Source organism: Marinomonas ostreistagni (assembly GCF_016888445.1).
Lineage (GTDB): Bacteria > Pseudomonadota > Gammaproteobacteria > Pseudomonadales > Marinomonadaceae > Marinomonas > Marinomonas ostreistagni.
The window spans coordinates 19,757-40,137 of record NZ_JAFEKF010000008.1 but is presented as its reverse complement, the minus strand read 5'-3'; the positions used below and the strand labels follow the sequence as shown (position 1 = coordinate 40,137).

Here is a 20,381-nt window from a genome sequence, read left to right as displayed (position 1 = left end):
GATTGTTGAAAGATCGCAGATTTTACTAAAAATACCGTTGAAGCTCTATTTTAACTACTGTAAAAATAGACAGTTATTGTATTTTGAATGACTTTTTCCTTGGTTGCATTACATTTTTGGAGACACATGGACACTATTACCATTCGCGGTGCGCGGACCCACAATCTAAAAAATATCGATTTGGACATTCCTCGCGACAAATTGGTAGTGATTACTGGGCTGTCAGGATCGGGCAAATCATCGCTAGCGTTTGACACCCTGTACGCAGAAGGACAGCGCCGTTATGTGGAATCCTTATCCACCTACGCGCGTCAATTCTTGTCCATGATGGAAAAGCCCGATATCGATCATATCGAAGGCCTGTCTCCAGCGATTTCCATCGAGCAAAAATCAACGTCACACAACCCACGCTCGACCGTCGGTACCATCACCGAAGTCTATGACTACTTGCGCTTATTGTTTGCCCGAGCAGGTCAGCCACGCTGTCCAGAGCACGGTGAACCCTTAGAAGCGCAGACCATCAGCCAAATGGTGGATAAAGTACTGTCGCTGCCAGAAGAAAGCAAAATGATGATGCTGGCACCGATTGTCAAAGATCGCAAAGGTGAGCATCTGCACACCATCAGTGAGCTGCTAGCAAAAGGATTTGTACGTGCTCGCATTGATGGCATTGTGGTCGACCTTGACGATGCGCCAGCGCTTGAGAAAAACAAAAAGCACACCATCGAAGTCGTCGTGGACCGCTTTAAAGTGCGCTCAGATTTGCAGCTGCGTTTAGCTGAATCGTTCGAAACCTGTCTGTCATTGTCTGACGGTATCGCCAAAGTCTTGAATATGGACGACGAAAGCGATGAGTTGGTGTTCTCCAGCAAATTTGCCTGCCCAGTCTGTGGCTATGCGATCACCGAATTAGAGCCACGCTTGTTTTCGTTTAACAACCCTAATGGCGCTTGTCAGACCTGTGACGGCCTTGGCACCCATCAAGTATTTGATGCCGATCGCGTAATCCAAGACGAAAACTTAACGCTTGGCGAAGGTGCTATCCGCGGCTGGGGTCGTCGCAGTATCTTCTACTATCAGCAACTTAACGCGCTGGCAAACTTTTATGGCTTCGACATCAACGCTAAGTTCAAAGACATCCCGGAAAAGTACCAGCAAAAAATCCTGCATGGTTCAGGCAAAGACAAGATCGACTTTGTCTACATCAATGAGCGCGGTGATAAGATGACTCGCTCGCACGCGTTTGAAGGGGTGCTTCCGAACCTTAATCGCCGCTACCACGAAACCGAGTCCGACAGCGTGCGCGAGGATTTAGCCCAGTACATCAGTGTTCAGCCTTGTCCTACCTGTCATGGCAGCCGACTGAATAAAGCCGCGCGTAACGTCTTTATTGCCAGTGAAAGACTGCCAGATATCGTCAAAAAGCCAATCGCCGAGTGCTTACAGTACTTTGAAGAGCTTGAGCTTACCGGCGCTAAAGGCGAAATCGCCTCAAAGATCTTAAAAGAGATTCGCGATCGCTTAACCTTCTTGGTGAACGTCGGACTCGATTACTTAACCCTAGACCGTAAAGCGGACTCGCTCTCTGGTGGTGAAGCCCAACGTATTCGTTTGGCCAGTCAAATTGGTGCCGGCCTAGTCGGTGTCATGTATATCTTGGACGAGCCATCAATCGGCTTACACCAACGTGACAACGAACGCTTAATCAACACCCTGACACGCCTACGTGATCTGGGTAATACTGTGATTGTGGTTGAGCACGACGAAGACGCTATTCGTGTCGCTGATCACATCGTCGACATCGGCCCTGGCGCGGGTGTTCATGGTGGTCGCGTGATCGCTGACGGTACGCCAGAAGACATTATGGCGTGTCCAGAGTCGATCACTGGTCAATACCTTACCGGCAAACGTGCGATCCAAGTACCCGAAGTACGCCATAGCGCTCACGAAGGCAAACAGATCAGCCTGCAAGGGGCCAACGGCAATAACCTAAACGATGTCACACTGAATATCCCAGTGGGCGTAATGACCTGCGTAACTGGCGTATCAGGCTCAGGTAAATCAACCCTGATCAACGGCACACTGTTTCCATTAGCGGCGACCGTCCTCAATGGTGCCACCACCTTAAAGCCTGCAGGCTATAACAAGATCGAAGGCTTGGAGCACTTTGATAAGTGTGTCGACATTGACCAAAGTCCTATCGGGCGCACGCCACGTTCAAACCCAGCGACCTATACAGGCATCTTCACACCGATGCGAGAATTGTTTGCTGCGACTCAAGAAGCACGATCGCGTGGTTACAAACCAGGCCGCTTCTCGTTTAACGTCAAGGGCGGGCGCTGTGAAGCCTGTCAGGGTGATGGCGTTATCAAGGTAGAGATGCACTTCTTACCAGATGTCTATGTGCCATGTGATGTCTGTAAAGGGCAGCGCTACAACCGTGAGACACTAGAAATCACTTATAAGGGTAAAAACATTCACGAATGCTTAGAGATGACCATCGAAGAAGCCCGTGAATTCTTTGACCCCGTGCCATCGATCGCACGCAAGTTACAAACGCTTATGGATGTAGGCTTAGGCTATATTCGCTTAGGGCAAGCCGCGACCACACTCTCGGGCGGTGAAGCGCAGCGCGTGAAGCTAGCCAAAGAACTGTCTAAGCGCGACACTGGCAAAACCCTATACATCTTAGATGAGCCAACGACTGGCCTACACTTTGCGGATATCGAGCTATTGTTGTCGGTACTGCATCGTCTACGCGATCACGGCAATACCGTTGTCGTCATTGAGCATAACCTAGATGTGATCAAAACCGCAGACTGGATTGTTGATCTAGGTCCTGAGGGTGGCAGCGGCGGCGGTTACATCATTGCTGAGGGCACACCGGAGCAAGTAGCCGAGCATGAAAGCTCACATACCGCACGTTTCTTGAAGCCAATGCTGTAAACGCGCAACATCACAAAAACAAAAAAAGGAGCCTTTTGGCTCCTTTTTTTAACTCTAGAACACACTTAATGAGGTCTTGAGTTAATACGAAAAAAGCCGGGCTTGTGGCCCGGCTTTTTTACGCAAATGCTGTATTACTCAGCGTCTGCAGCTTCCGCAACTGGACGATCAACCAGTTCAACGTAAGCCATAGGTGCATTGTCACCTGCGCGGAAGCCGCATTTTAGAATGCGAACGTAACCACCAGGACGACCTTGGTAACGAGGACCAAGCTCAGAGAACAATTTACCTACTGCATCTTTGCTACGAGTACGTGCAAAGGCTAGGCGACGATTCGCAACCGAATCTTCTTTCGCCAATGTGATCAAAGGCTCAGCAACGCGACGAAGTTCTTTGGCTTTCGGCAACGTAGTCTTAATAACTTCGTGCTCGAATAAAGAAGCAGCCATGTTTTTGAACATCGCTTTACGATGTGAGCTAGTACGGTTTAAGTGACGTCCACTCTTACGATGACGCATTTTACATTCCTTACCAAACTACGGTGGTCAGGGAACAATGATCTAGCGAGCTAGAACTTTGCTATCGTCTTTCAAACTAGCTGGTGGCCAGTTTTCCAAACGCATTCCCAAAGACAGACCGCGCTGTGCTAAAACATCTTTAATTTCAGTTAATGACTTCTTACCAAGGTTAGGCGTTTTAAGTAGCTCAACCTCTGTACGCTGAATCAAATCACCGATGTAGTAGATGTTTTCTGCTTTCAGACAGTTAGCACTGCGAACGGTTAGCTCAAGATCATCAACCGGGCGTAGCAAAATCGGATCAATCTCATCCTCTTCTTCTTCAACCACTGTCTCGCTTTCGCTTTCAAGCGCAACGAATACAGCAATTTGCTGTTGAAGAATTGTCGCTGCACGACGGATGGCTTCTTCAGGGTCGATAGTACCGTTAGACTCAATGTCGATGACAAGTTTGTCTAGGTCAGTACGCTGCTCTACACGAGCATTTTCAACACTGTAAGCAACACGGCGAACAGGACTAAAAGAGGCATCCAGCTGCAAGCGACCAATAGGACGAGTCTCATCGTCGCTAGCAACACGAGCGTCAGCAGGCTCATAACCACGACCACGTGACACTTTGATCTGCATATTTAGCTCAGCAGTATCGTCTAAGTGACAGATTATGTGATCTGGATTGGCGATCTCAGAGTCAGCAACAAGTTGGATATCTCCAGCTGTTACGACACCAGGACCTTTCTTACTTAGTGTTAGAGTTGCTTCATCTTGCCCGTGTAGAGCGATCGCAACTCCTTTTAGGTTAAGAAGAATTTCAATAACGTCTTCTTTTACCCCTTCAATCGCACTGTACTCATGCAATACACCGTCGATTTCTACTTCGACAATTGCACAACCAGGCATAGAAGACAAAAGGATACGGCGCAATGCGTTGCCTAGAGTGTGTCCGAAACCACGTTCTAGTGGTTGCAGAGTCACTTTGGCGCGAGACTGGCCTAACTCTTGTACTTCGATGTTGCGTGGGGTTAACAATTCGCTCACTGAACGCTGCATAGATCCACCTATTTCTTAATCCTAACCATCTAGCTATTACTTAGAGTAAAGCTCGACGATTAGGTTCTCATTAATTTCAGCTGATAAATCGGCACGCTCTGGAAGAGCTTTGTAAGTTGCTTCCAGTTTAGTTGTGTCAACTTCGACCCAATGGATCGGTGCACGATTTTTAGATAGCTCTAGTGCGTTTTGTACACGCAACTGCTTCTTAGCTTTTTCACGGATAGACACAACGTCACCAGGTTTAACTTGGTAAGACGGAATGTTAACCGTTTCGCCGTTAACTAGAATGCCTTTGTGGCCAACTAGCTGACGAGCTTCCGCACGTGTAGAGCCGAAGCCTGCACGGTAAACTACGTTGTCTAGACGAGACTCAAGAAGTTGCAGAAGGTTTTCACCTGTAGCACCTTTGATGCGAGCCGCTTCTTTGTAGTAGTTACGGAATTGTTTTTCAAGAATGCCGTAAGTACGGCGAACTTTTTGTTTTTCACGAAGCTGTAGACCGTAATCAGAAAGACGACCACGACGTGCACCGTGCACACCTGGAACTGTTTCTGCTTTACATTTTGATTCTAGAGCGCGTGAACCACTTTTAAGTTGTAAGTCTGTGCCTTCACGACGAGACAATTTACAAGTTGGACCTAAATAACGAGCCATGTGTCTGTCTCCTCTTAAACGCGACGTTTCTTAGGCGGACGGCAACCATTGTGCGGGATTGGCGTCACGTCTGTGATGTTGTTGATGCGCAGACCCAATGCATTTAATGCACGAACTGCGGATTCACGACCAGGACCAGGGCCCTTGATCATAACGTCAACGTTCTTTAGGCCGAACTCTTGAGCAGCAGCTCCGGCACGTTCTGCAGCTACCTGAGCCGCAAATGGGGTACTTTTACGAGAACCGCGGAAACCAGAACCACCTGCAGTCGCCCAAGACAAAGCGTTGCCTTGGCGATCGGTGATAGTCACGATCGTATTGTTAAAAGACGCGTGTACATGAGCAACACCGTCGACGACCGTCTTTTTGACTTTTTTCTTGGTATTGCGCGTTGCTGGCTTAGCCATATTGCACTTTTCCTAAATCTAATGCTCAGCTCTAGCAGACTTAATGCACTAGAGCGAAACGCGTTGAATTACTTACGAATAGGCTTACGAGGGCCTTTTCGCGTACGAGCGTTCGTTTTGGTACGTTGACCACGAACAGGTAGGCTGCGGCGGTGACGGATGCCACGGTTACAGCCCAAGTCCATCAGACGTTTGATAGACATGCTGACTTCACGGCGGAGGTCACCCTCTACAGTAAACTTACCAACTTCGCCACGTAGACGGTCAAGCACTTCATCACTTAGAGAACCGATTTTATCAGTTTCTGCGATACCTGCCGCTTGGCAGATTTCTTGTGAGCGTGTGCGACCGATCCCGAAGATGTAAGTTAGAGAAATGACCGCATGTTTATTGTCAGGAATATTGACACCGGCTATACGGGCCATTCACTTTACTCCGTTGTTATGGATGAATTACTTCATCACTTTGCTTTCATGAGGGTGGCAGATTATGCCAGCATAGCGGACAAAAATCAACCACCCTCCCATCATCGAATAATCCGACTATTAACCTTGACGCTGTTTGTGTCGAGGTTCAGTACAGATCACTCGAACTGAGCCGTTACGACGAACGACTTTACAGTTACGACAGATTTTCTTTACAGATGCACGTACTTTCATGTTCAACTCCAACCTATGCTTAACGCATTAGGCCATTTGGACCATATCCAGTCAGATTAGACTTTTTCATTAATGATTCGTATTGATGACTCATCAAGTGACTTTGTACTTGAGACATAAAGTCCATCACTACTACGACTACGATCAACATCGAAGTACCACCGAAGTAGAAAGGAACGTTCCATGCCACGACAAAGAACTGAGGCATCAATGACACTAGCGTGATATACAATGCACCGAATAGCGTCAAACGAGTCATAACACCGTCGATATATCGAGCTGTATGGTCGCCTGGACGAATGCCCGGCAAAAACGCACCGGACTTTTTCAAGTTATCTGCCACATCTTTAGGGTTGAACACCAGCGCTGTATAAAAGAAGCAAAAGAAAACAATTGCTATCGCAAACAACAGCACATAGAGCGGTTGCCCAGGAGCTAGAGCCAAAGAAATATTTTGCAACCATTCCATTCCTTCGCCTTGACCGAACCATTGGCCGATCGATGCTGGGAATAGAAGAATACTAGAAGCGAAGATAGGTGGGATAACACCCGCCATGTTCACTTTTAGTGGCAAATGGCTCTTTTGTGCGGCAAACACCTTTTTGCCCTGCTGACGCTTAGCATAGTTGACAGTAATGCGGCGTTGGCCACGTTCGATGAAAACAACGAACGCAACCGTCGCGATTGCCAAAATGCCAATCAAAAGCAGTGCAAGGATATTGATATCACCTTGACGGGCCGATTCAAAGGAACGACCTAGAGCAGAAGGAAGACCAGCTACGATACCGGCGAAGATAAGGATCGAAATACCATTACCAATGCCTTTTTCCGTTACTTGCTCACCCAACCACATAAGGAATACCGTACCAGCGACTAAAGTAACGACTGCAACAGCGTAAAACTCTAGACCTGAACTGAACGAGATACCTTGGCTGGCAAGACCAACCGCCATAGAAGCAGATTGGACCAAAGCAAGAAGTACTGTACCGTAACGCGTGTATTGGGTGATCTTACGACGACCCGCCTCACCTTCTTTCTTAAGTTGCTCTAGCTGTGGGCTCACCACGGTCAATAACTGCATAATGATCGAGGCAGAAATATAAGGCAGGATACCTAGAGCAAAAATACTCATACGCTCCAATGCGCCGCCTGAGAATACGTTAAATAGACTCAGGATTGTGCCTTCGTTCTGGTCGAACAATGCAGACAGACGGTCTGGGTTAATACCCGGAACCGGAATGTGTGCACCGATTCGATATACAATAATTGCTAAGAAAACAAAACGGATTCGAGCCCAAAGCTCGCCAAGTCCGCTTTGCATACCTGCTGGTAGTGAGCCACGCTTTGTCATCTATTCCTCGACTTTTCCGCCAGCTGCTTCAATAGCAGCACGAGCACCTTTAGTAACTTTAAGGCCGCGTACAGTTACTGCTTTGTCGATAGAACCAGACAAGATAACTTTCGCTGACTTAAATTTGTCACCAATGATGTCGGCGCCTTTAAGAGCAGCCAAATCTACAACTTCTGCATTTACTGCGGCCAGTTCGTTTAGACGAACTTCAGCTACATACTGAGCCTGACGTGAAGTGAAACCAAATTTTGGTAGACGACGCTGGATAGGCATCTGACCACCTTCAAAACCTGGCTTAACTGAGCCGCCTGAACGAGACTTAAGACCTTTATGGCCACGTCCGCCAGTTTTGCCCAAACCGCTACCAATACCGCGGCCTACACGTTTAGGAGCATGCTTGCTACCTTCGCCAGGGCGAATAGTATTTAGGAACATGTTATTCTCCTACCACTTTAACCATGTAATAAACTTTATTGATCATGCCACGAACTGAAGGAGTATCTTCAAGTTCACGACGCTGACCGATCTTTTTAAGACCCAAGCCTTTAACTGTTTCACGGTGCTTTGGAAGACGACCGATAGGGCTACGAGTCAATTCAACTGTGATGGTGTTGTTAGCCATTTCACATTACCCCAAAATTTGATCGACAGACTTACCGCGTTTCGCAGCGATTTGCTCTGGTGCACGCATGTCAGCCAAACCTTTGATCGTTGCTTGTACAACGTTTACAGGGTTAGTTGAACCGTAACACTTAGCTAGTACGTTATGTACGCCTGCGATTTCAAGAACCGCACGCATCGCACCACCTGCGATAACACCAGTACCTTGAGAAGCTGGCTGCATGTACACTTTAGATGCACCGTGAACCGCTTTAACTGGGTACTGAAGAGTGTCGCCATCTAGAGCAACAGATACCATGTTGCGACGAGCTTGCTCCATCGCTTTTTGGATAGCTTGAGGTACTTCACGTGCTTTACCACGGCCGTAACCTACTTTACCGTTACCATCACCAACAACTGTTAAAGCAGTGAAAGAGAAGATACGACCACCCTTAACTACTTTAGCAACGCGGTTTACTTGTACTAGCTTCTCTTGTAGATCGCTAGTTTGTTGTTCGTTAACTGCCATTTGCTACCTCTTAGAACTCTAGACCAGCTTCACGCGCAGCATCTGCTAACGCCTGAACGCGACCGTGGTATTTGAAGCCAGAACGATCGAAAGCAACAGCACTAATGCCTGCTTCTTTAGCACGTTCAGCGATTAGAGCGCCCACTTTAGCCGCTGCGTCTTTGTTACCTGTCGCAGAAGAACGTAGGCTCGCATCTAGAGTAGAAGCGCTTGCTAGCACTTTGCTACCACATGGCGAAATAACTTGCGCATACATGTGACGAGGTGTGCGATTTACGGTAAGGCGGTTCGCACCTAGGTCACGAATATGCAAACGCGTGCGGCGAGCACGACGAATTCGAGATTGTTTCTTAGTGTTCATGAATGCTTACCTACTACTTTTTCTTAGCTTCTTTACGACGAACAGTTTCATCAGCATAGCGAACACCCTTGCCTTTGTATGGCTCTGGTGGACGGAAGCCACGAACTTCAGCAGCCACTTGGCCTACTGCTTGTTTGTCGATACCGCGAAGAATGATTTCAGTTTGAGATGCACATTCAGCAGTAACGCCTTCAGGCAACTCGTAATCTACTGGGTGAGAGAAACCTAGTGAAAGGTTCAATACGTTACCTTTAACAGCAGCACGGTAACCAACACCTTGTAGTAGTAGACGTTTTTCAAAGCCTTGGCTCACACCAACAACCATGTTGTTGACTAGGGCACGTGTAGTACCAGCTAGGGCCATGCTTTGCTTGCTGCCATCACGTGGAGCAAACGTCAGTACGCTTTCTTCATTTTTAACTTCAACGCTTGTGTGTACGTTAAGCTCTAGAGAACCTTTGCCGCCTTTAATAGCAACAGATTGTCCGTTTAGAGTAACTTCTACACCACTAGGAAGCGTCACAGGGCTTTTCGCAACTCGAGACATACTAACTCCTAGAATACTGTGCAGATTACTTCGCCGCCAATGCCTGCAGCGCGTGCAGCGCGATCAGACATAACACCTTTAGAAGTAGATACGATAGCCACACCTAGGCCCGCTTCTACTTTAGGTAGTTCAGCTGATGCTTTGTATTGACGCAAACTTGGACGAGAAACGCGTTTAATTTCTTCGATTACAGGCTTACCGTCGAAGTATTTTAGTTCGATAGTAAGAGTCGGTTTTGTACCTTCTTCTACGCTGTAACCAGTTACGTAACCTTCTTCGCTAAGAACGTTAGCAACAGACACCTTCATTTTTGATGAAGGCATAGACACAGTTGTTTTTGCAGCCAACTGTGCGTTACGAATACGAGTGATCATATCCGCAATTGTATCTTGCATACTCATTTAAGAGCTCCTAATAGAAAAAACCATTGTGCAGCAAATAGAGCTCGCGCATAGTACACAGCAGCGAGCAGAATGTCCAGTATTTAGACACCCTCTCACTGCCATGTATTATGATCGTGCTCTACTTGCTTACCAACTAGCTTTCTTCAAGCCTGGTACGTCGCCGCGCATTGCTGCTTCACGCAGCTTGATGCGTGATAGACCGAAACGACGGTAAACACCGTGTGGACGACCTGTCACTTGACAACGATTTACTTGGCGTGAAGAAGATGAGTCACGTGGAAGCGCTTGCAATTTAAGCGTTGCTTCCCATTTCTCATCATCCGATGCATTAACGTCGTTAATGATCGCTTTTAGAGCAGCACGCTTTTCAGCGTACTTAGCTACTAATTTTGCGCGCTTAGCTTCGCGTTGAATCATTGAAATTTTAGCCATGATTCCTACCTCTTATTTCTTGAAAGGGAAACTAAAGGCGGCTAGCAAAGCACGACCTTCTTCGTCGGTACGAGCAGTTGTTGTGATAGTGATATCAAGACCACGTACACGATCAACTTTATCGTATTCGATTTCTGGGAAGATGATCTGCTCTTTAACACCCATGCTGTAGTTACCGCGTCCGTCAAATGACTTCGGGTTTAGACCACGGAAGTCACGGATACGTGGGATAGCAACATCAACCAAACGGTCGAAGAAATCCCACATACGGTCGCCACGTAGAGTAACTTTACAACCGATCGGGTAACCGTCACGGATTTTGAAGCCTGCAACAGATTTGCGTGCTTTCGTTACTACCACTTTCTGGCCGCTAAGTGCTGTAAGATCATTTACCGCATTTTCAAGAAGTTTCTTGTCTGCGATAGCTTCACCAACACCCATATTCAACGTAATTTTAGTGATTTTAGGCACTTCCATTACGTTGTTGTAACCGAACTGTTCAGTCAGTTTAGCTACTACTTGATCATTATAAACTTGTTTAAGTCTCGCCATGGCTATAATTCTCGCTCTTAGGCGTCGATCGCTTCACTGTTAGACTTGAAAACACGTACTTTAGTACCGTCTTCATTCACTTTAAAGCCGACGCGATCCGCTTTACCAGTAGCATTGTTAAAAATGGCTACGTTAGAAACCTGGATAGGTGCTTCTTTTTCAACGATACCGCCAGTCGTACCCTTCATAGGGTTTGGCTTCTCATGTTTCTTGACCATATTGATGCCAGAAACGATGACGCGAGTTTCGTCTACTACCTTAACAACTTTGCCGCGTTTGCCTTTATCTTTACCAGCAATTACTACGACTTCATCGTCACGTTTGATTTTACGCATTCTGTCCCCTCCCTCTTACAGCACTTCAGGCGCAAGAGAAACAATTTTCATGAACTGCTCTGTACGCAATTCACGTGTCACAGGGCCAAAGATACGAGTACCGATCGGTTGGCCTGAAGCATTTAGTAGAACCGCTGAGTTTACATCAAAACGGATTACAGAGCCATCAGGACGACGCACACCTTTCTTAGTTCGAACGACAACTGCGTTCATAACTTGGCCTTTCTTAACACGACCACGTGGGATCGCTTCTTTAACTGTGACCTTGATAATGTCACCGATTGCAGCATAACGACGATGAGAGCCACCCAGTACTTTAATACACTGAACGCGCTTCGCGCCGCTGTTATCTGCTACATCAAGCATCGATTCTGTTTGAATCATTACTGCTCTCCAATCAAATTAGATAACAAGTCTCATGAAGGAAGGAGCTGCTTATACAGCAGCTGCTTTCTCAACAACTTGAGCTAGTTTCCAAGTTTTAGTTTTAGAGTAAGGACGTGTTTCTACAACCTTAACTGTATCACCAACTTGACACTCGTTGTTTTCATCATGAGCGTGCAGTTTAGTTGAACGACGAACGAACTTACCGTATAGAGGGTGACGTTCAGTACGCTCAACTAGTACTACGATGGACTTATCCATCTTATCGCTTACTACTTTACCAGTAGCTGTACGAGCTTGAGTTTCTACACTTGCCATCTTAGTTACCTGCCTTGTCATTTAGCACGGTTTTAACACGTGCGATATTGCGGCGAACTTGCGAGAGCAAATGAGTTTGAGCCAACTGACCAGTGGCCTTCTGCATGCGCAGTGTAAATTGCTCACGTAGCAGTTCGATCAAGGTCTGCTGTAGCTCTGCTACAGACTTTTCTTGCAATTCTTTAGCTTTCATCTACATCACCGTACGCGTTACGAAAGTTGTGGATAGAGGAAGCTTAGCCGCCGCTAGCGCGAACGCTTCGCGTGCTAGAGACTCAGATACGCCCTCAACTTCATAAAGCATCTTACCTGGTTGGATTTGAGCCACCCAGTATTCTACGCTACCTTTACCTTTACCCTGACGCACTTCTAGAGGCTTCTGAGTAATCGGCTTGTCTGGGAATACACGGATCCAAATTTTACCACCACGCTTGATGTGACGAGTCATTGCACGACGCGCCGCTTCAATTTGACGAGCGGTGATGCGACCACGTTCAGTCGCTTTCAATCCGAATTCACCAAAGCTAACTTGGTTGCCGCGAAGCGCTAGACCGCGGTTGCGACCTTTCTGCGTCTTACGGAACTTAGTACGTTTCGGCTGTAACATTTACTACCCCCTACTTAGACTTCTTCTTCTGTGCGCCTTTTTCAGCACGCACTTGTTCAATACCGCCCAAGATTTCGCCTTTGAAGATCCACACTTTGACACCAATGATGCCGTAAGTAGTGCTTGCTTCATAAGTAGCGTAGTCGATGTCAGCACGTAGTGTGTGTAGAGGCACACGACCTTCACGGTACCACTCTGCACGAGCGATTTCTGCACCGCCAAGACGACCACTAACCTGAACCTTGATACCTTTCGCGCCTGCACGCATTGCATTTTGCACTGCACGCTTCATAGCACGACGGAACATAACACGACGCTCTAGTTGGCCAGCAATGTTTTGCGCAACCAATTTAGCATCTAGTTCTGGCTTACGAATTTCTTCGATGTTGATGTGAACTGGCACGCCCATCATTTTAGAGACAGCGTTACGTAGTTTCTCAACATCTTCGCCTTTCTTACCAATCACGATGCCCGGACGAGCAGTGTGGATAGTAATACGAGCTGTTTGCGCAGGACGCTGGATCTCGATGCGAGAAACAGAAGCCTGTACAAGTTTGTCTTCTAGGTACTTACGAACCTGAAGATCATTTAAAAGTTGCTTAGAGTAGTTTTGGTTGTTCGCATACCAAGTAGAAGTATGGTCTTTAACTATCCCTAGGCGAATTCCAGTTGGATGAACCTTCTGACCCATTGGGTTTCTCCTAATTAGTCAGCGACTTTAACTGTAATATGGCAACCGCGTTTTAGAATACGATCGGCACGGCCTTTAGCTCGAGCTTTGATACGTTTTAGAGTCATAGCCTCATCAACGTAGATCGTAGACACACGCAAGTCATCGATATCAGCACCTTCGTTATGCTCAGCATTCGCTACAGCAGACTCTAGTACTTTCTTGACAATTGCTGCCGCCTTTTTAGGACTGAACGCCAAAATGTTCAGTGCTTCGCTTACAGATTTGCCGCGGATTTGATCTGCTACCAAACGGGCCTTCTGCGCTGAGAGGCGAGCACCCTTCAATGAAGCGCTTACTTCACTCATGATTAATACCCCTTAATTACCGTTTGGCCTTTTTGTCCGCAGCGTGACCCTTGTAGGTACGGGTCGGAGCGAACTCACCCAATTTATGACCGACCATGTCCTCAGATACTAGTACTGGGACGTGTTGGCGACCATTATGGACAGCGATAGTCAACCCTACAAATTCAGGGAAGATAGTAGAACGGCGCGACCAAGTTTTAATTGGACGACGGTCATTCTTTTCTACCGCAGCCTCTACCTTTTTCAACAAATGAAGGTCGATAAAAGGACCTTTTTTTAGTGAACGTGGCACAGTCGTTTCCTCTTATTACTTAGTACGACGACGTACAATAAGTTTATCAGTACGCTTGTTCTTGCGTGTCTTGTAACCTTTAGTAGGTACACCCCAAGGAGTAACTGGGTGACGACCACCTGAGCTACGACCTTCACCACCACCGTGTGGGTGATCTACTGGGTTCATTGCCGCACCGCGAACGGTTGGGCGAACACCACGCCAGCGCTTAGCACCTGCTTTACCAAGAACACGTAGAGTGTGCTCAGAGTTAGCAACTTCACCTAGCGTAGCACGACACTCAGTTAGGACTTTACGCATTTCGCCAGAACGTAGGCGAAGAGTAACGTAACGACCTTCACGAGCAACAAGCTGAGCAGAAGCACCAGCAGAACGTGCAACCTGTGCACCTTTACCTGGCTTAAGCTCGATACAGTGAACCACACTACCTACAGGGATGTTTTGCAGAGGCAAAGTATTACCTGTTTTGATAGGGGCATTTGCACCGTTGGAAACAACAGAACCCGCTTCCATACCTTTGGAAGCGATGATGTAACGACGCTCACCATCAGCATATTTTACTAATGCAATGTGTGCAGAACGGTTTGGATCATATTCCAAACGCTCAACTACCGCAGGGATACCATCTTTGTTACGACGGAAATCTACGATACGGTAATGCTGCTTATGACCACCACCTACGTGACGAGTAGTGATGCGTCCGTTGTTGTTACGACCACCTGACTTGCTTTTTTTGTCTAGCAAAGGAGCGTAAGGCGCACCTTTGTGCAAGTCACTGTTAACAACTTTAACAACGTGACGACGGCCTGCAGACGTTGGCTTACTTTTTACAACAGCCATTGACCTATCTCCCCTTATTCAGCGCCCAAGAAATCAATTTCTTGGCCTTCTGCCAAACGTACGTACGCTTTTTTAACGTCGTTACGCTTGCCTAGACCACGAGCTGTACGCTTAGTTTTACCTTTGTGGTTCAACGTGCGAACAGATTCTACTTTGACTTCAAACAACGCTTCGATTGCTTGTTTAATCTCTGGTTTAGTCGCGTCGTTTGTTACGCGGAATACGTACTGACCGTTACCTTCGGCAACGATAGTCGCTTTTTCAGAGATGTGTGGACCTAACAACACTTTATAAATGCGTTCGCCGATCATGCTAGTGCCTCCTCAACTTGTTTCAGAGCACCAACTGTCACCAACACTTTGTCGTATGCAATCAAGCTAACAGGGTCAACAGACGCCGCATCACGAACGTCAACGTTCGGGATGTTACGCGCAGCTAGGAACAAGTTGTTGTCTAGCTCTTGCGCAACTACAAGCGCGTTTTCAACATTCAATTCAGCCATTTTAGCTTTGAATAGCTTAGTTTTCGGAGCTTCGATAGAAAGCTCTTCAACTACAACAAGACGGTCTTGACGAGCAAGCTCAGACCAGATGGTGCGCATTGCTGCACGATACATCTTCTTGTTTACTTTCTGAGAGTGGTCTTGTGGTTTCGCAGCGAAAGTCACACCACCAGTACGCCATAGAGGACTACGGATAGTACCAGCACGTGCACGGCCTGAGCCTTTTTGACGCCATGGCTTCTTACCACCACCAGCTACTTCAGAGCGAGTTTTCTGAGCACGAGTACCTTGACGAGCACCAGCCAGGTAAGAAGTAACAACCTGGTGAACTAGCGCTTCGTTGTATTCACGCGCAAAGGTCACATCAGAAACTTCTACAGTTCCTTCAGCACCTGTTAGATTCAAGTTCATTGTCTACCCCTCTTAGCGAGCTTTAACTGCTGGTTGAACGATTACGTCACCATTTACAGCGCCAGGAACCGCACCTTTTACAAGGATAAGGTTACGTTCAGCATCAACACGAACAACTTCTAGAGATTGAGTTGTTACTTGAGCTGCGCCCATGTGACCAGCCATCTTTTTGCCTTTCCAAACACGACCAGGTGTTTGACATTGACCGATGGAACCAGGAGCACGGTGAGACAATGAGTTACCGTGTGTAGCATCTTGCGTGCTAAAGTTGTGACGTTTAACGCCACCTTGGAAGCCTTTACCTTTAGATTGACCGATAACGTCAACTTTAGAAATAGACTCGAAATCAGCTACTGTTAGCTCATCACCAACGTTGATTTCTTTTTCGTCACCAGAAAGGCGGAACTCCCACAAACCACGACCCGCTTCAACGTTAGCTTTTGCAAAGTGACCTGCAGCTGCTTTAGTGACACGGTTAGCACGACGTGAGCCAACAGTTACTTGAACAGCTGAGTAGCCGTCAGTGTCTGCATTTTTCACTTGTGTTACGCGGTTCGGTTCAACCTCGATGACGGTTACTGGCACGGATACACCATCTTCATTGAAGATACGTGTCATTCCGGCTTTACGTCCGACTAATTGAATAGCCATTTTATACCTCAATTGCCAGTTGTGTACGGGGCTGTCACCCGCTACGGCTGATCATTCCAGATCATTCCACGATTGTGCTTAGGCCAACAGATACCTGCTGGTTATCGCACCCCTAAACCTTTGGGGATTAACCCAAAGAAATTTGTACTTCCACGCCTGCCGCAAGATCTAGCTTCATTAGAGCGTCAACAGTTTTTTCTGTTGGCTCAACGATGTCTAGAACACGTTTGTGTGTACGGATTTCGTATTGGTCACGCGCATCTTTGTTTACGTGTGGAGAAATCAGTACTGTGTAACGTTCTTTGCGAGTAGGAAGCGGAATAGGACCACGTACTTGAGCACCAGTGCGCTTAGCAGTGTCCACAATCTCTTGCGTTGAAGCATCAATCAGACGGTGATCGAAAGCTTTCAAACGAATACGGATTTTTTGGCTTTGCATTTCCAACTCCAAATACTATGTTCGATAGGTCACCTGTACAGAATTTGACCTACCATCCTTATTTAAGGACGGCGAATGTTAGCGTCTTAAAAATTGGTTGTCAAGTAACCAATTCGAAAAACCCTCATTACAAAAAAAGGCCGCCCTTTCGAGCGACCTTTTTCATGCAGTTAGATCTAATTTATGCCGAAGCAAAAATTATTTAAGGATCTTAGCAACTACACCAGCACCAACTGTACGACCACCTTCACGGATCGCGAAACGTAGACCTTCGTCCATCGCGATTGGGTGAATTAGAGATACAGTCATCTGGATGTTGTCACCAGGCATAACCATTTCAACGCCTTCTGGAAGCTCACAAGCACCAGTTACGTCAGTTGTACGGAAGTAGAACTGTGGACGGTAGCCTTTGAAGAATGGCGTGTGACGACCACCTTCATCTTTAGACAGAACGTATACTTCTGCTTCGAAGTCAGTGTGCGGGTTGATAGAACCAGGCTTAGCTAGTACTTGACCACGCTCAACTTCGTCACGTTTAGTACCACGTAGAAGTGCACCGATGTTCTCACCTGCACGGCCTTCGTCTAGCAGTTTACGGAACATTTCAACACCAGTACAAGTTGTCTTAGTAGTTTCTTTGATACCTACGATTTCAACTTCTTCACCAACGTTGATGATACCACGCTCTACACGGCCAGTTACTACAGTACCACGACCTTGGATAGAGAATACGTCCTCGATAGGCATGATGAATGCACCGTCGATTGCACGCTCTGGCTCAGGAATGTAAGAATCTAGAGCTTCAACTAGTTTAGTTACTGCAGTAGTACCCATTTCGTTGTCGTCTTCGCCGTTCAATGCCATTAGGGCAGAACCTGGGATGATTGGAGTGTCATCACCTGGGAAGTCGTACTCAGAAAGAAGGTCACGAAGTTCCATCTCTACAAGCTCTTGCATCTCTGCGTATTCTTCAGTGTCAGCACCGCCACAGTCTTCAGCTAGAAGGTCTGCTTTGTTTAGGAATACAACGATGTAAGGTACACCTACCTGACGAGAAAGAAGGATGTGCTCACGAGTTTGTGGCATAGGACCGTCAGTCGCACCACATACTAGGATCGCGCCGTCCATCTGTGCAGCACCAGTGATCATGTTTTTAACATAATCGGCGTGTCCTGGACAGTCTACGTGTGCGTAGTGACGAGTTGGAGAATCGTACTCTACGTGAGATGTTGCGATTGTGATACCACGATCGCGCTCTTCAGGAGCGTTATCGATACCATCGAATGCAACAGCTGTACCGCCGAATACTTCAGCACATACACGAGTAAGTGCTGCAGTTAGAGTAGTTTTACCGTGGTCAACGTGACCGATAGTACCAACGTTTACGTGTGGTTTACTACGGTCGAACTTTTCTTTTGCCATGATACATACACCTTATGAATAGTAAGTATGATGATTAAATTTCATTTTTGATGATCGCGTCTGCCACACTAGCTGGCGCTTCAGCGTATTTTAGGAATTCCATTGCGTAGCTTGCACGCCCTTGCGACAAACTGCGCACATCCGTTGCATAACCGAACATTTCACCTAACGGCACTTCTGCTCGGATTATCGTCCCGGATGGGGAGTCTTCCATACCCTGTACAAGTCCACGACGACGATTCAGGTCACCCATCACATCACCCATGTACTCATCAGGGGTTACAACTTCTACTTTCATCACCGGTTCAAGAACACAAGGTTCTGCATCTGCAGCACCTTTCTTAAGCCCTTGAGAAGCTGCAATTTTAAAGGCCATTTCATTAGAGTCAACATCATGGTAAGAACCATCGAACAATACTACCTTCAATCCCAATAAAGGATAGCCGGCAATAACTCCGTTCTTCATTTGCTCTGAAATACCTCGTTCGACAGCTGGGATGTATTCCTTCGGAATAACACCACCGACAATCTCATTCACAAATTCCAAACCTTCATTTTCGGTTGGAATCAGCTTCATTACAACGTGGCCATACTGTCCTCGGCCACCAGATTGCCGCACAAATTTGTGGTTAACTTCCACTTCTTTGCGAATTTTCTCTCGGTAGGATACCTGAGGCTTACCGATATTTGCATCAACTTTAAACTCACGTTTCATTCGGTCGACGAGAATATCTAGGTGAAGCTCACCCATACCAGAGATAATGGTTTGACCTGTCTCTTCGTGCGTTTCAACGCGGAAAGACGGATCTTCCTGCGCCAGCTTACCAAGAGCCACAGCCATTTTATCTTGATCCGCTTGAGACTTAGGCTCTACAGCGACAGAGATTACTGGCTCTGGGAATTCCATACGCTCTAGGACAACAATATCTTTGCCGTCACATAGGGTATCCCCAGTGGTTACATCCTTCATACCAATCAAAGCCGCAATATCGCCTGCGCGTACTTCTTTGATTTCTTCTCGACTATTCGCGTGCATTTGCACCATACGACCCACACGCTCACGCTTGTGTTTCACCGAGTTGTATACCGCGTCGCCAGAATTTAGCATACCCGAGTATACACGTATAAAGGTCAGCGTACCCACAAATGGATCAGTGGCGATTTTAAACGCCAATGCAGCAAATGGAGCGTCGTCGTCTGCCTCACGGGTAACCACAGTCTCAGCATCCTCTAGGGTGCCTTCGATTGCTTTAACTTCCAAAGGAGACGGTAGGTATTCTACAACGGCATCAAGTACCGCTTGTACGCCTTTGTTTTTAAAGGCAGAACCACAAGTCACCAAAACAATTTCGTTGGCCAGTGTGCGTGCACGCAAGCCTGCTTTGATGTCTTCGACAGACAAATCACCTTCTTCAAGGTATTTATCCATTAACTCTTCATCTGCTTCTGCTGCCGACTCAACCATTTTTTCACGCCACTCTTGAGCAGTAGCAACGAGATCCGCTGGAATATCTTCCAACGTGTACGTCATACCGCTATCAGCGTCGTTCCACATAATGGCTTTCATTAGCAACAAATCTACCACACCGGCAAACTCGTCTTCTGTACCAATATTAATTTGAATCGGTACAGCGTTTGCGTTCAAGCGCTCTCCAAGCTGTCTTACGACACTGAAGTAGTCCGCACCGGTACGGTCCATCTTATTGACGAACACCATACGTGGCACTTCATATTTGTTAGCTTGACGCCAGACGGTCTCAGTTTGTGGCTGCACACCAGACGATCCACACAGCACGACAACAGCACCGTCAAGTACACGTAATGAACGCTCTACTTCAATGGTAAAGTCTACGTGCCCAGGGGTGTCGATAATATTAATGCGGTGTTGATCAAACTGCTGATTCATCCCATTCCAGAAGCAAGTTGTTGCCGCTGAAGTGATCGTGATACCACGCTCTTGTTCTTGCTCCATCCAGTCCATGGTGGCTGCGCCATCATGGACTTCACCGATCTTATGTGAAAGACCGGTGTAGAACAGAACACGCTCAGTAGTTGTCGTCTTACCCGCATCAACGTGCGCACAAATACCAATATTGCGGTAACGATTGATGGGTGTCTTACGTGCCACTTAA

31 protein-coding genes are annotated in these 20,381 nt (G+C 47.0%); 1 reads left to right on the top strand and 30 read right to left on the bottom strand.

What is annotated here, in order from left to right:
- Positions 1-126 precede the first annotated feature (126 nt).
- On the top strand, positions 127-2,946 hold the full coding sequence (uvrA, locus tag JQX58_RS14820; RefSeq protein WP_204147620.1) for an excinuclease ABC subunit UvrA: 2,820 nt from the start codon (positions 127-129) through the stop codon (positions 2,944-2,946).
- A 134-nt stretch (positions 2,947-3,080) separates the two neighbouring features.
- Here the strand turns inward: uvrA and rplQ are convergent, their stop codons facing one another.
- The 30 genes from rplQ to fusA all read right to left on the bottom strand — a co-directional run bounded on the left by rplQ (position 3,081) and on the right by fusA (position 20,377).
- Complete coding sequence (gene rplQ, locus JQX58_RS14815; RefSeq protein ID WP_055462827.1) at positions 3,081-3,464, bottom strand: 50S ribosomal protein L17; 384 nt, start codon at positions 3,462-3,464, stop codon at positions 3,081-3,083.
- Between the two features lie 42 nt (positions 3,465-3,506).
- Complete coding sequence (locus JQX58_RS14810; protein ID WP_204147619.1) at positions 3,507-4,511, bottom strand: DNA-directed RNA polymerase subunit alpha; 1,005 nt, start codon at positions 4,509-4,511, stop codon at positions 3,507-3,509.
- A 36-nt stretch (positions 4,512-4,547) separates the two neighbouring features.
- Complete coding sequence (gene rpsD, locus JQX58_RS14805) at positions 4,548-5,168, bottom strand: 30S ribosomal protein S4 (protein WP_204147618.1); 621 nt, start codon at positions 5,166-5,168, stop codon at positions 4,548-4,550.
- A gap of 14 nt (positions 5,169-5,182) precedes the next feature.
- Positions 5,183-5,575, bottom strand: coding sequence for a 30S ribosomal protein S11 (gene rpsK / locus JQX58_RS14800; protein WP_133565216.1), 393 nt, complete (start codon positions 5,573-5,575; stop codon positions 5,183-5,185).
- Positions 5,576-5,643: 68 nt separating this feature from the next.
- Positions 5,644-6,000 (bottom strand): 30S ribosomal protein S13, encoded by a 357-nt coding sequence (gene rpsM / locus JQX58_RS14795; protein WP_204147617.1) that lies wholly within the window; start codon positions 5,998-6,000, stop codon positions 5,644-5,646.
- A 120-nt stretch (positions 6,001-6,120) separates the two neighbouring features.
- A complete protein-coding gene (rpmJ, locus tag JQX58_RS14790) occupies positions 6,121-6,234 on the bottom strand; it encodes a 50S ribosomal protein L36 (protein ID WP_082861045.1) in 114 nt (37 codons plus the stop codon).
- Between the two features lie 19 nt (positions 6,235-6,253).
- Entirely contained in the window at positions 6,254-7,585 is a 1,332-nt protein-coding gene (gene secY, locus JQX58_RS14785; protein ID WP_204147616.1) for a preprotein translocase subunit SecY, read from the bottom strand.
- Positions 7,586-8,020: a 50S ribosomal protein L15 gene (gene rplO, locus JQX58_RS14780; protein ID WP_204147615.1), complete on the bottom strand. Its 435-nt coding sequence runs from the start codon at positions 8,018-8,020 to the stop codon at positions 7,586-7,588. It lies immediately after the preceding gene.
- Position 8,021: 1 nt separating this feature from the next.
- The gene (gene rpmD, locus JQX58_RS14775) at positions 8,022-8,207 is read right to left on the bottom strand and encodes a 50S ribosomal protein L30 (protein WP_067223468.1); all 186 of its coding nucleotides are present in this window, start codon (positions 8,205-8,207) and stop codon (positions 8,022-8,024) included.
- 6 nt (positions 8,208-8,213) lie between these two features.
- A complete protein-coding gene (gene rpsE, locus JQX58_RS14770; protein ID WP_133565208.1) occupies positions 8,214-8,714 on the bottom strand; it encodes a 30S ribosomal protein S5 in 501 nt (166 codons plus the stop codon).
- A 10-nt stretch (positions 8,715-8,724) separates the two neighbouring features.
- Complete coding sequence (rplR, locus tag JQX58_RS14765) at positions 8,725-9,075, bottom strand: 50S ribosomal protein L18 (protein ID WP_204147614.1); 351 nt, start codon at positions 9,073-9,075, stop codon at positions 8,725-8,727.
- Between the two features lie 13 nt (positions 9,076-9,088).
- Positions 9,089-9,622: a 50S ribosomal protein L6 gene (gene rplF / locus JQX58_RS14760; protein ID WP_204147613.1), complete on the bottom strand. Its 534-nt coding sequence runs from the start codon at positions 9,620-9,622 to the stop codon at positions 9,089-9,091.
- A gap of 8 nt (positions 9,623-9,630) precedes the next feature.
- Positions 9,631-10,023: a 30S ribosomal protein S8 gene (gene rpsH / locus JQX58_RS14755; RefSeq protein ID WP_204147612.1), complete on the bottom strand. Its 393-nt coding sequence runs from the start codon at positions 10,021-10,023 to the stop codon at positions 9,631-9,633.
- A gap of 129 nt (positions 10,024-10,152) precedes the next feature.
- Positions 10,153-10,458 carry a 30S ribosomal protein S14 gene (gene rpsN, locus JQX58_RS14750; RefSeq protein ID WP_204147611.1) on the bottom strand — a complete coding sequence of 102 codons (306 nt, stop codon included), beginning with the start codon at positions 10,456-10,458 and terminating at the stop codon, positions 10,153-10,155.
- Positions 10,459-10,470: 12 nt separating this feature from the next.
- Positions 10,471-11,010 carry a 50S ribosomal protein L5 gene (rplE, locus tag JQX58_RS14745; protein ID WP_204147610.1) on the bottom strand — a complete coding sequence of 180 codons (540 nt, stop codon included), beginning with the start codon at positions 11,008-11,010 and terminating at the stop codon, positions 10,471-10,473.
- 17 nt (positions 11,011-11,027) lie between these two features.
- Complete coding sequence (rplX, locus tag JQX58_RS14740; protein ID WP_204147609.1) at positions 11,028-11,345, bottom strand: 50S ribosomal protein L24; 318 nt, start codon at positions 11,343-11,345, stop codon at positions 11,028-11,030.
- Between the two features lie 15 nt (positions 11,346-11,360).
- Entirely contained in the window at positions 11,361-11,729 is a 369-nt protein-coding gene (gene rplN, locus JQX58_RS14735; RefSeq protein ID WP_067037076.1) for a 50S ribosomal protein L14, read from the bottom strand.
- A gap of 51 nt (positions 11,730-11,780) precedes the next feature.
- Entirely contained in the window at positions 11,781-12,047 is a 267-nt protein-coding gene (gene rpsQ, locus JQX58_RS14730; RefSeq protein ID WP_204147608.1) for a 30S ribosomal protein S17, read from the bottom strand.
- A 1-nt stretch (position 12,048) separates the two neighbouring features.
- Positions 12,049-12,240 (bottom strand): 50S ribosomal protein L29, encoded by a 192-nt coding sequence (gene rpmC, locus JQX58_RS14725; protein ID WP_055462810.1) that lies wholly within the window; start codon positions 12,238-12,240, stop codon positions 12,049-12,051.
- The gene (rplP, locus tag JQX58_RS14720; protein ID WP_204147607.1) at positions 12,241-12,654 is read right to left on the bottom strand and encodes a 50S ribosomal protein L16; all 414 of its coding nucleotides are present in this window, start codon (positions 12,652-12,654) and stop codon (positions 12,241-12,243) included.
- Positions 12,655-12,664: 10 nt separating this feature from the next.
- Positions 12,665-13,345: a 30S ribosomal protein S3 gene (rpsC, locus tag JQX58_RS14715; protein WP_204147606.1), complete on the bottom strand. Its 681-nt coding sequence runs from the start codon at positions 13,343-13,345 to the stop codon at positions 12,665-12,667.
- A 14-nt stretch (positions 13,346-13,359) separates the two neighbouring features.
- The gene (gene rplV / locus JQX58_RS14710) at positions 13,360-13,692 is read right to left on the bottom strand and encodes a 50S ribosomal protein L22 (RefSeq protein ID WP_055462807.1); all 333 of its coding nucleotides are present in this window, start codon (positions 13,690-13,692) and stop codon (positions 13,360-13,362) included.
- A 16-nt stretch (positions 13,693-13,708) separates the two neighbouring features.
- Positions 13,709-13,984, bottom strand: coding sequence for a 30S ribosomal protein S19 (gene rpsS / locus JQX58_RS14705; RefSeq protein ID WP_055462806.1), 276 nt, complete (start codon positions 13,982-13,984; stop codon positions 13,709-13,711).
- 15 nt (positions 13,985-13,999) lie between these two features.
- On the bottom strand, positions 14,000-14,824 hold the full coding sequence (gene rplB / locus JQX58_RS14700; RefSeq protein ID WP_204147605.1) for a 50S ribosomal protein L2: 825 nt from the start codon (positions 14,822-14,824) through the stop codon (positions 14,000-14,002).
- Between the two features lie 14 nt (positions 14,825-14,838).
- The gene (gene rplW, locus JQX58_RS14695; RefSeq protein ID WP_204147604.1) at positions 14,839-15,135 is read right to left on the bottom strand and encodes a 50S ribosomal protein L23; all 297 of its coding nucleotides are present in this window, start codon (positions 15,133-15,135) and stop codon (positions 14,839-14,841) included.
- Positions 15,132-15,737, bottom strand: coding sequence for a 50S ribosomal protein L4 (gene rplD, locus JQX58_RS14690; protein ID WP_204147603.1), 606 nt, complete (start codon positions 15,735-15,737; stop codon positions 15,132-15,134). The genes rplW and rplD overlap by 4 nt, the downstream gene beginning before the upstream one ends.
- Positions 15,738-15,749: 12 nt before the next feature.
- On the bottom strand, positions 15,750-16,388 hold the full coding sequence (rplC, locus tag JQX58_RS14685; RefSeq protein WP_204147602.1) for a 50S ribosomal protein L3: 639 nt from the start codon (positions 16,386-16,388) through the stop codon (positions 15,750-15,752).
- 127 nt (positions 16,389-16,515) lie between these two features.
- Positions 16,516-16,827, bottom strand: coding sequence for a 30S ribosomal protein S10 (gene rpsJ / locus JQX58_RS14680; protein ID WP_012071937.1), 312 nt, complete (start codon positions 16,825-16,827; stop codon positions 16,516-16,518).
- A gap of 198 nt (positions 16,828-17,025) precedes the next feature.
- A complete protein-coding gene (gene tuf, locus JQX58_RS14675; protein WP_204147601.1) occupies positions 17,026-18,249 on the bottom strand; it encodes an elongation factor Tu in 1,224 nt (407 codons plus the stop codon).
- Positions 18,250-18,283: 34 nt separating this feature from the next.
- On the bottom strand, positions 18,284-20,377 hold the full coding sequence (gene fusA / locus JQX58_RS14670) for an elongation factor G (RefSeq protein ID WP_204147600.1): 2,094 nt from the start codon (positions 20,375-20,377) through the stop codon (positions 18,284-18,286).
- Positions 20,378-20,381: the final 4 nt, after the last annotated feature.

What these genes read in the sequence shown, in the direction of transcription:
- rplP (WP_204147607.1), bottom strand. Translation starts at nt 12,654, where the DNA reads ATGTTACAGCCGAAACGTACTAAGTTCCGTAAGACGCAGAAAGGTCGC.
- rplF (WP_204147613.1), bottom strand. Translation starts at nt 9,622, where the DNA reads ATGTCTCGAGTTGCGAAAAGCCCTGTGACGCTTCCTAGTGGTGTAGAA.
- rplQ (WP_055462827.1), bottom strand. Translation starts at nt 3,464, where the DNA reads ATGCGTCATCGTAAGAGTGGACGTCACTTAAACCGTACTAGCTCACAT.
- rpmC (WP_055462810.1), bottom strand. Translation starts at nt 12,240, where the DNA reads ATGAAAGCTAAAGAATTGCAAGAAAAGTCTGTAGCAGAGCTACAGCAG.
- rpsC (WP_204147606.1), bottom strand. Translation starts at nt 13,345, where the DNA reads ATGGGTCAGAAGGTTCATCCAACTGGAATTCGCCTAGGGATAGTTAAA.
- rpsQ (WP_204147608.1), bottom strand. Translation starts at nt 12,047, where the DNA reads ATGGCAAGTGTAGAAACTCAAGCTCGTACAGCTACTGGTAAAGTAGTA.
- rpmJ (WP_082861045.1), bottom strand. Translation starts at nt 6,234, where the DNA reads ATGAAAGTACGTGCATCTGTAAAGAAAATCTGTCGTAACTGTAAAGTC.
- rplV (WP_055462807.1), bottom strand. Translation starts at nt 13,692, where the DNA reads ATGAGTGAAGTAAGCGCTTCATTGAAGGGTGCTCGCCTCTCAGCGCAG.
- rplN (WP_067037076.1), bottom strand. Translation starts at nt 11,729, where the DNA reads ATGATTCAAACAGAATCGATGCTTGATGTAGCAGATAACAGCGGCGCG.
- rplE (WP_204147610.1), bottom strand. Translation starts at nt 11,010, where the DNA reads ATGGCGAGACTTAAACAAGTTTATAATGATCAAGTAGTAGCTAAACTG.
- rplX (WP_204147609.1), bottom strand. Translation starts at nt 11,345, where the DNA reads ATGCGTAAAATCAAACGTGACGATGAAGTCGTAGTAATTGCTGGTAAA.
- rplC (WP_204147602.1), bottom strand. Translation starts at nt 16,388, where the DNA reads ATGGCTATTCAATTAGTCGGACGTAAAGCCGGAATGACACGTATCTTC.
- rpsJ (WP_012071937.1), bottom strand. Translation starts at nt 16,827, where the DNA reads ATGCAAAGCCAAAAAATCCGTATTCGTTTGAAAGCTTTCGATCACCGT.
- rpmD (WP_067223468.1), bottom strand. Translation starts at nt 8,207, where the DNA reads ATGGCTAACAACACCATCACAGTTGAATTGACTCGTAGCCCTATCGGT.
- rplR (WP_204147614.1), bottom strand. Translation starts at nt 9,075, where the DNA reads ATGAACACTAAGAAACAATCTCGAATTCGTCGTGCTCGCCGCACGCGT.
- tuf (WP_204147601.1), bottom strand. Translation starts at nt 18,249, where the DNA reads ATGGCAAAAGAAAAGTTCGACCGTAGTAAACCACACGTAAACGTTGGT.
- rpsE (WP_133565208.1), bottom strand. Translation starts at nt 8,714, where the DNA reads ATGGCAGTTAACGAACAACAAACTAGCGATCTACAAGAGAAGCTAGTA.
- rpsH (WP_204147612.1), bottom strand. Translation starts at nt 10,023, where the DNA reads ATGAGTATGCAAGATACAATTGCGGATATGATCACTCGTATTCGTAAC.
- rpsN (WP_204147611.1), bottom strand. Translation starts at nt 10,458, where the DNA reads ATGGCTAAAATTTCAATGATTCAACGCGAAGCTAAGCGCGCAAAATTA.
- rplD (WP_204147603.1), bottom strand. Translation starts at nt 15,737, where the DNA reads ATGAACTTGAATCTAACAGGTGCTGAAGGAACTGTAGAAGTTTCTGAT.
- rplB (WP_204147605.1), bottom strand. Translation starts at nt 14,824, where the DNA reads ATGGCTGTTGTAAAAAGTAAGCCAACGTCTGCAGGCCGTCGTCACGTT.
- secY (WP_204147616.1), bottom strand. Translation starts at nt 7,585, where the DNA reads ATGACAAAGCGTGGCTCACTACCAGCAGGTATGCAAAGCGGACTTGGC.
- uvrA (WP_204147620.1), top strand. Translation starts at nt 127, where the DNA reads ATGGACACTATTACCATTCGCGGTGCGCGGACCCACAATCTAAAAAAT.
- rplO (WP_204147615.1), bottom strand. Translation starts at nt 8,020, where the DNA reads ATGTTCCTAAATACTATTCGCCCTGGCGAAGGTAGCAAGCATGCTCCT.
- rpsM (WP_204147617.1), bottom strand. Translation starts at nt 6,000, where the DNA reads ATGGCCCGTATAGCCGGTGTCAATATTCCTGACAATAAACATGCGGTC.
- rpsK (WP_133565216.1), bottom strand. Translation starts at nt 5,575, where the DNA reads ATGGCTAAGCCAGCAACGCGCAATACCAAGAAAAAAGTCAAAAAGACG.
- rpsD (WP_204147618.1), bottom strand. Translation starts at nt 5,168, where the DNA reads ATGGCTCGTTATTTAGGTCCAACTTGTAAATTGTCTCGTCGTGAAGGC.
- JQX58_RS14810 (WP_204147619.1), bottom strand. Translation starts at nt 4,511, where the DNA reads ATGCAGCGTTCAGTGAGCGAATTGTTAACCCCACGCAACATCGAAGTA.
- rplW (WP_204147604.1), bottom strand. Translation starts at nt 15,135, where the DNA reads ATGATCGGCGAACGCATTTATAAAGTGTTGTTAGGTCCACACATCTCT.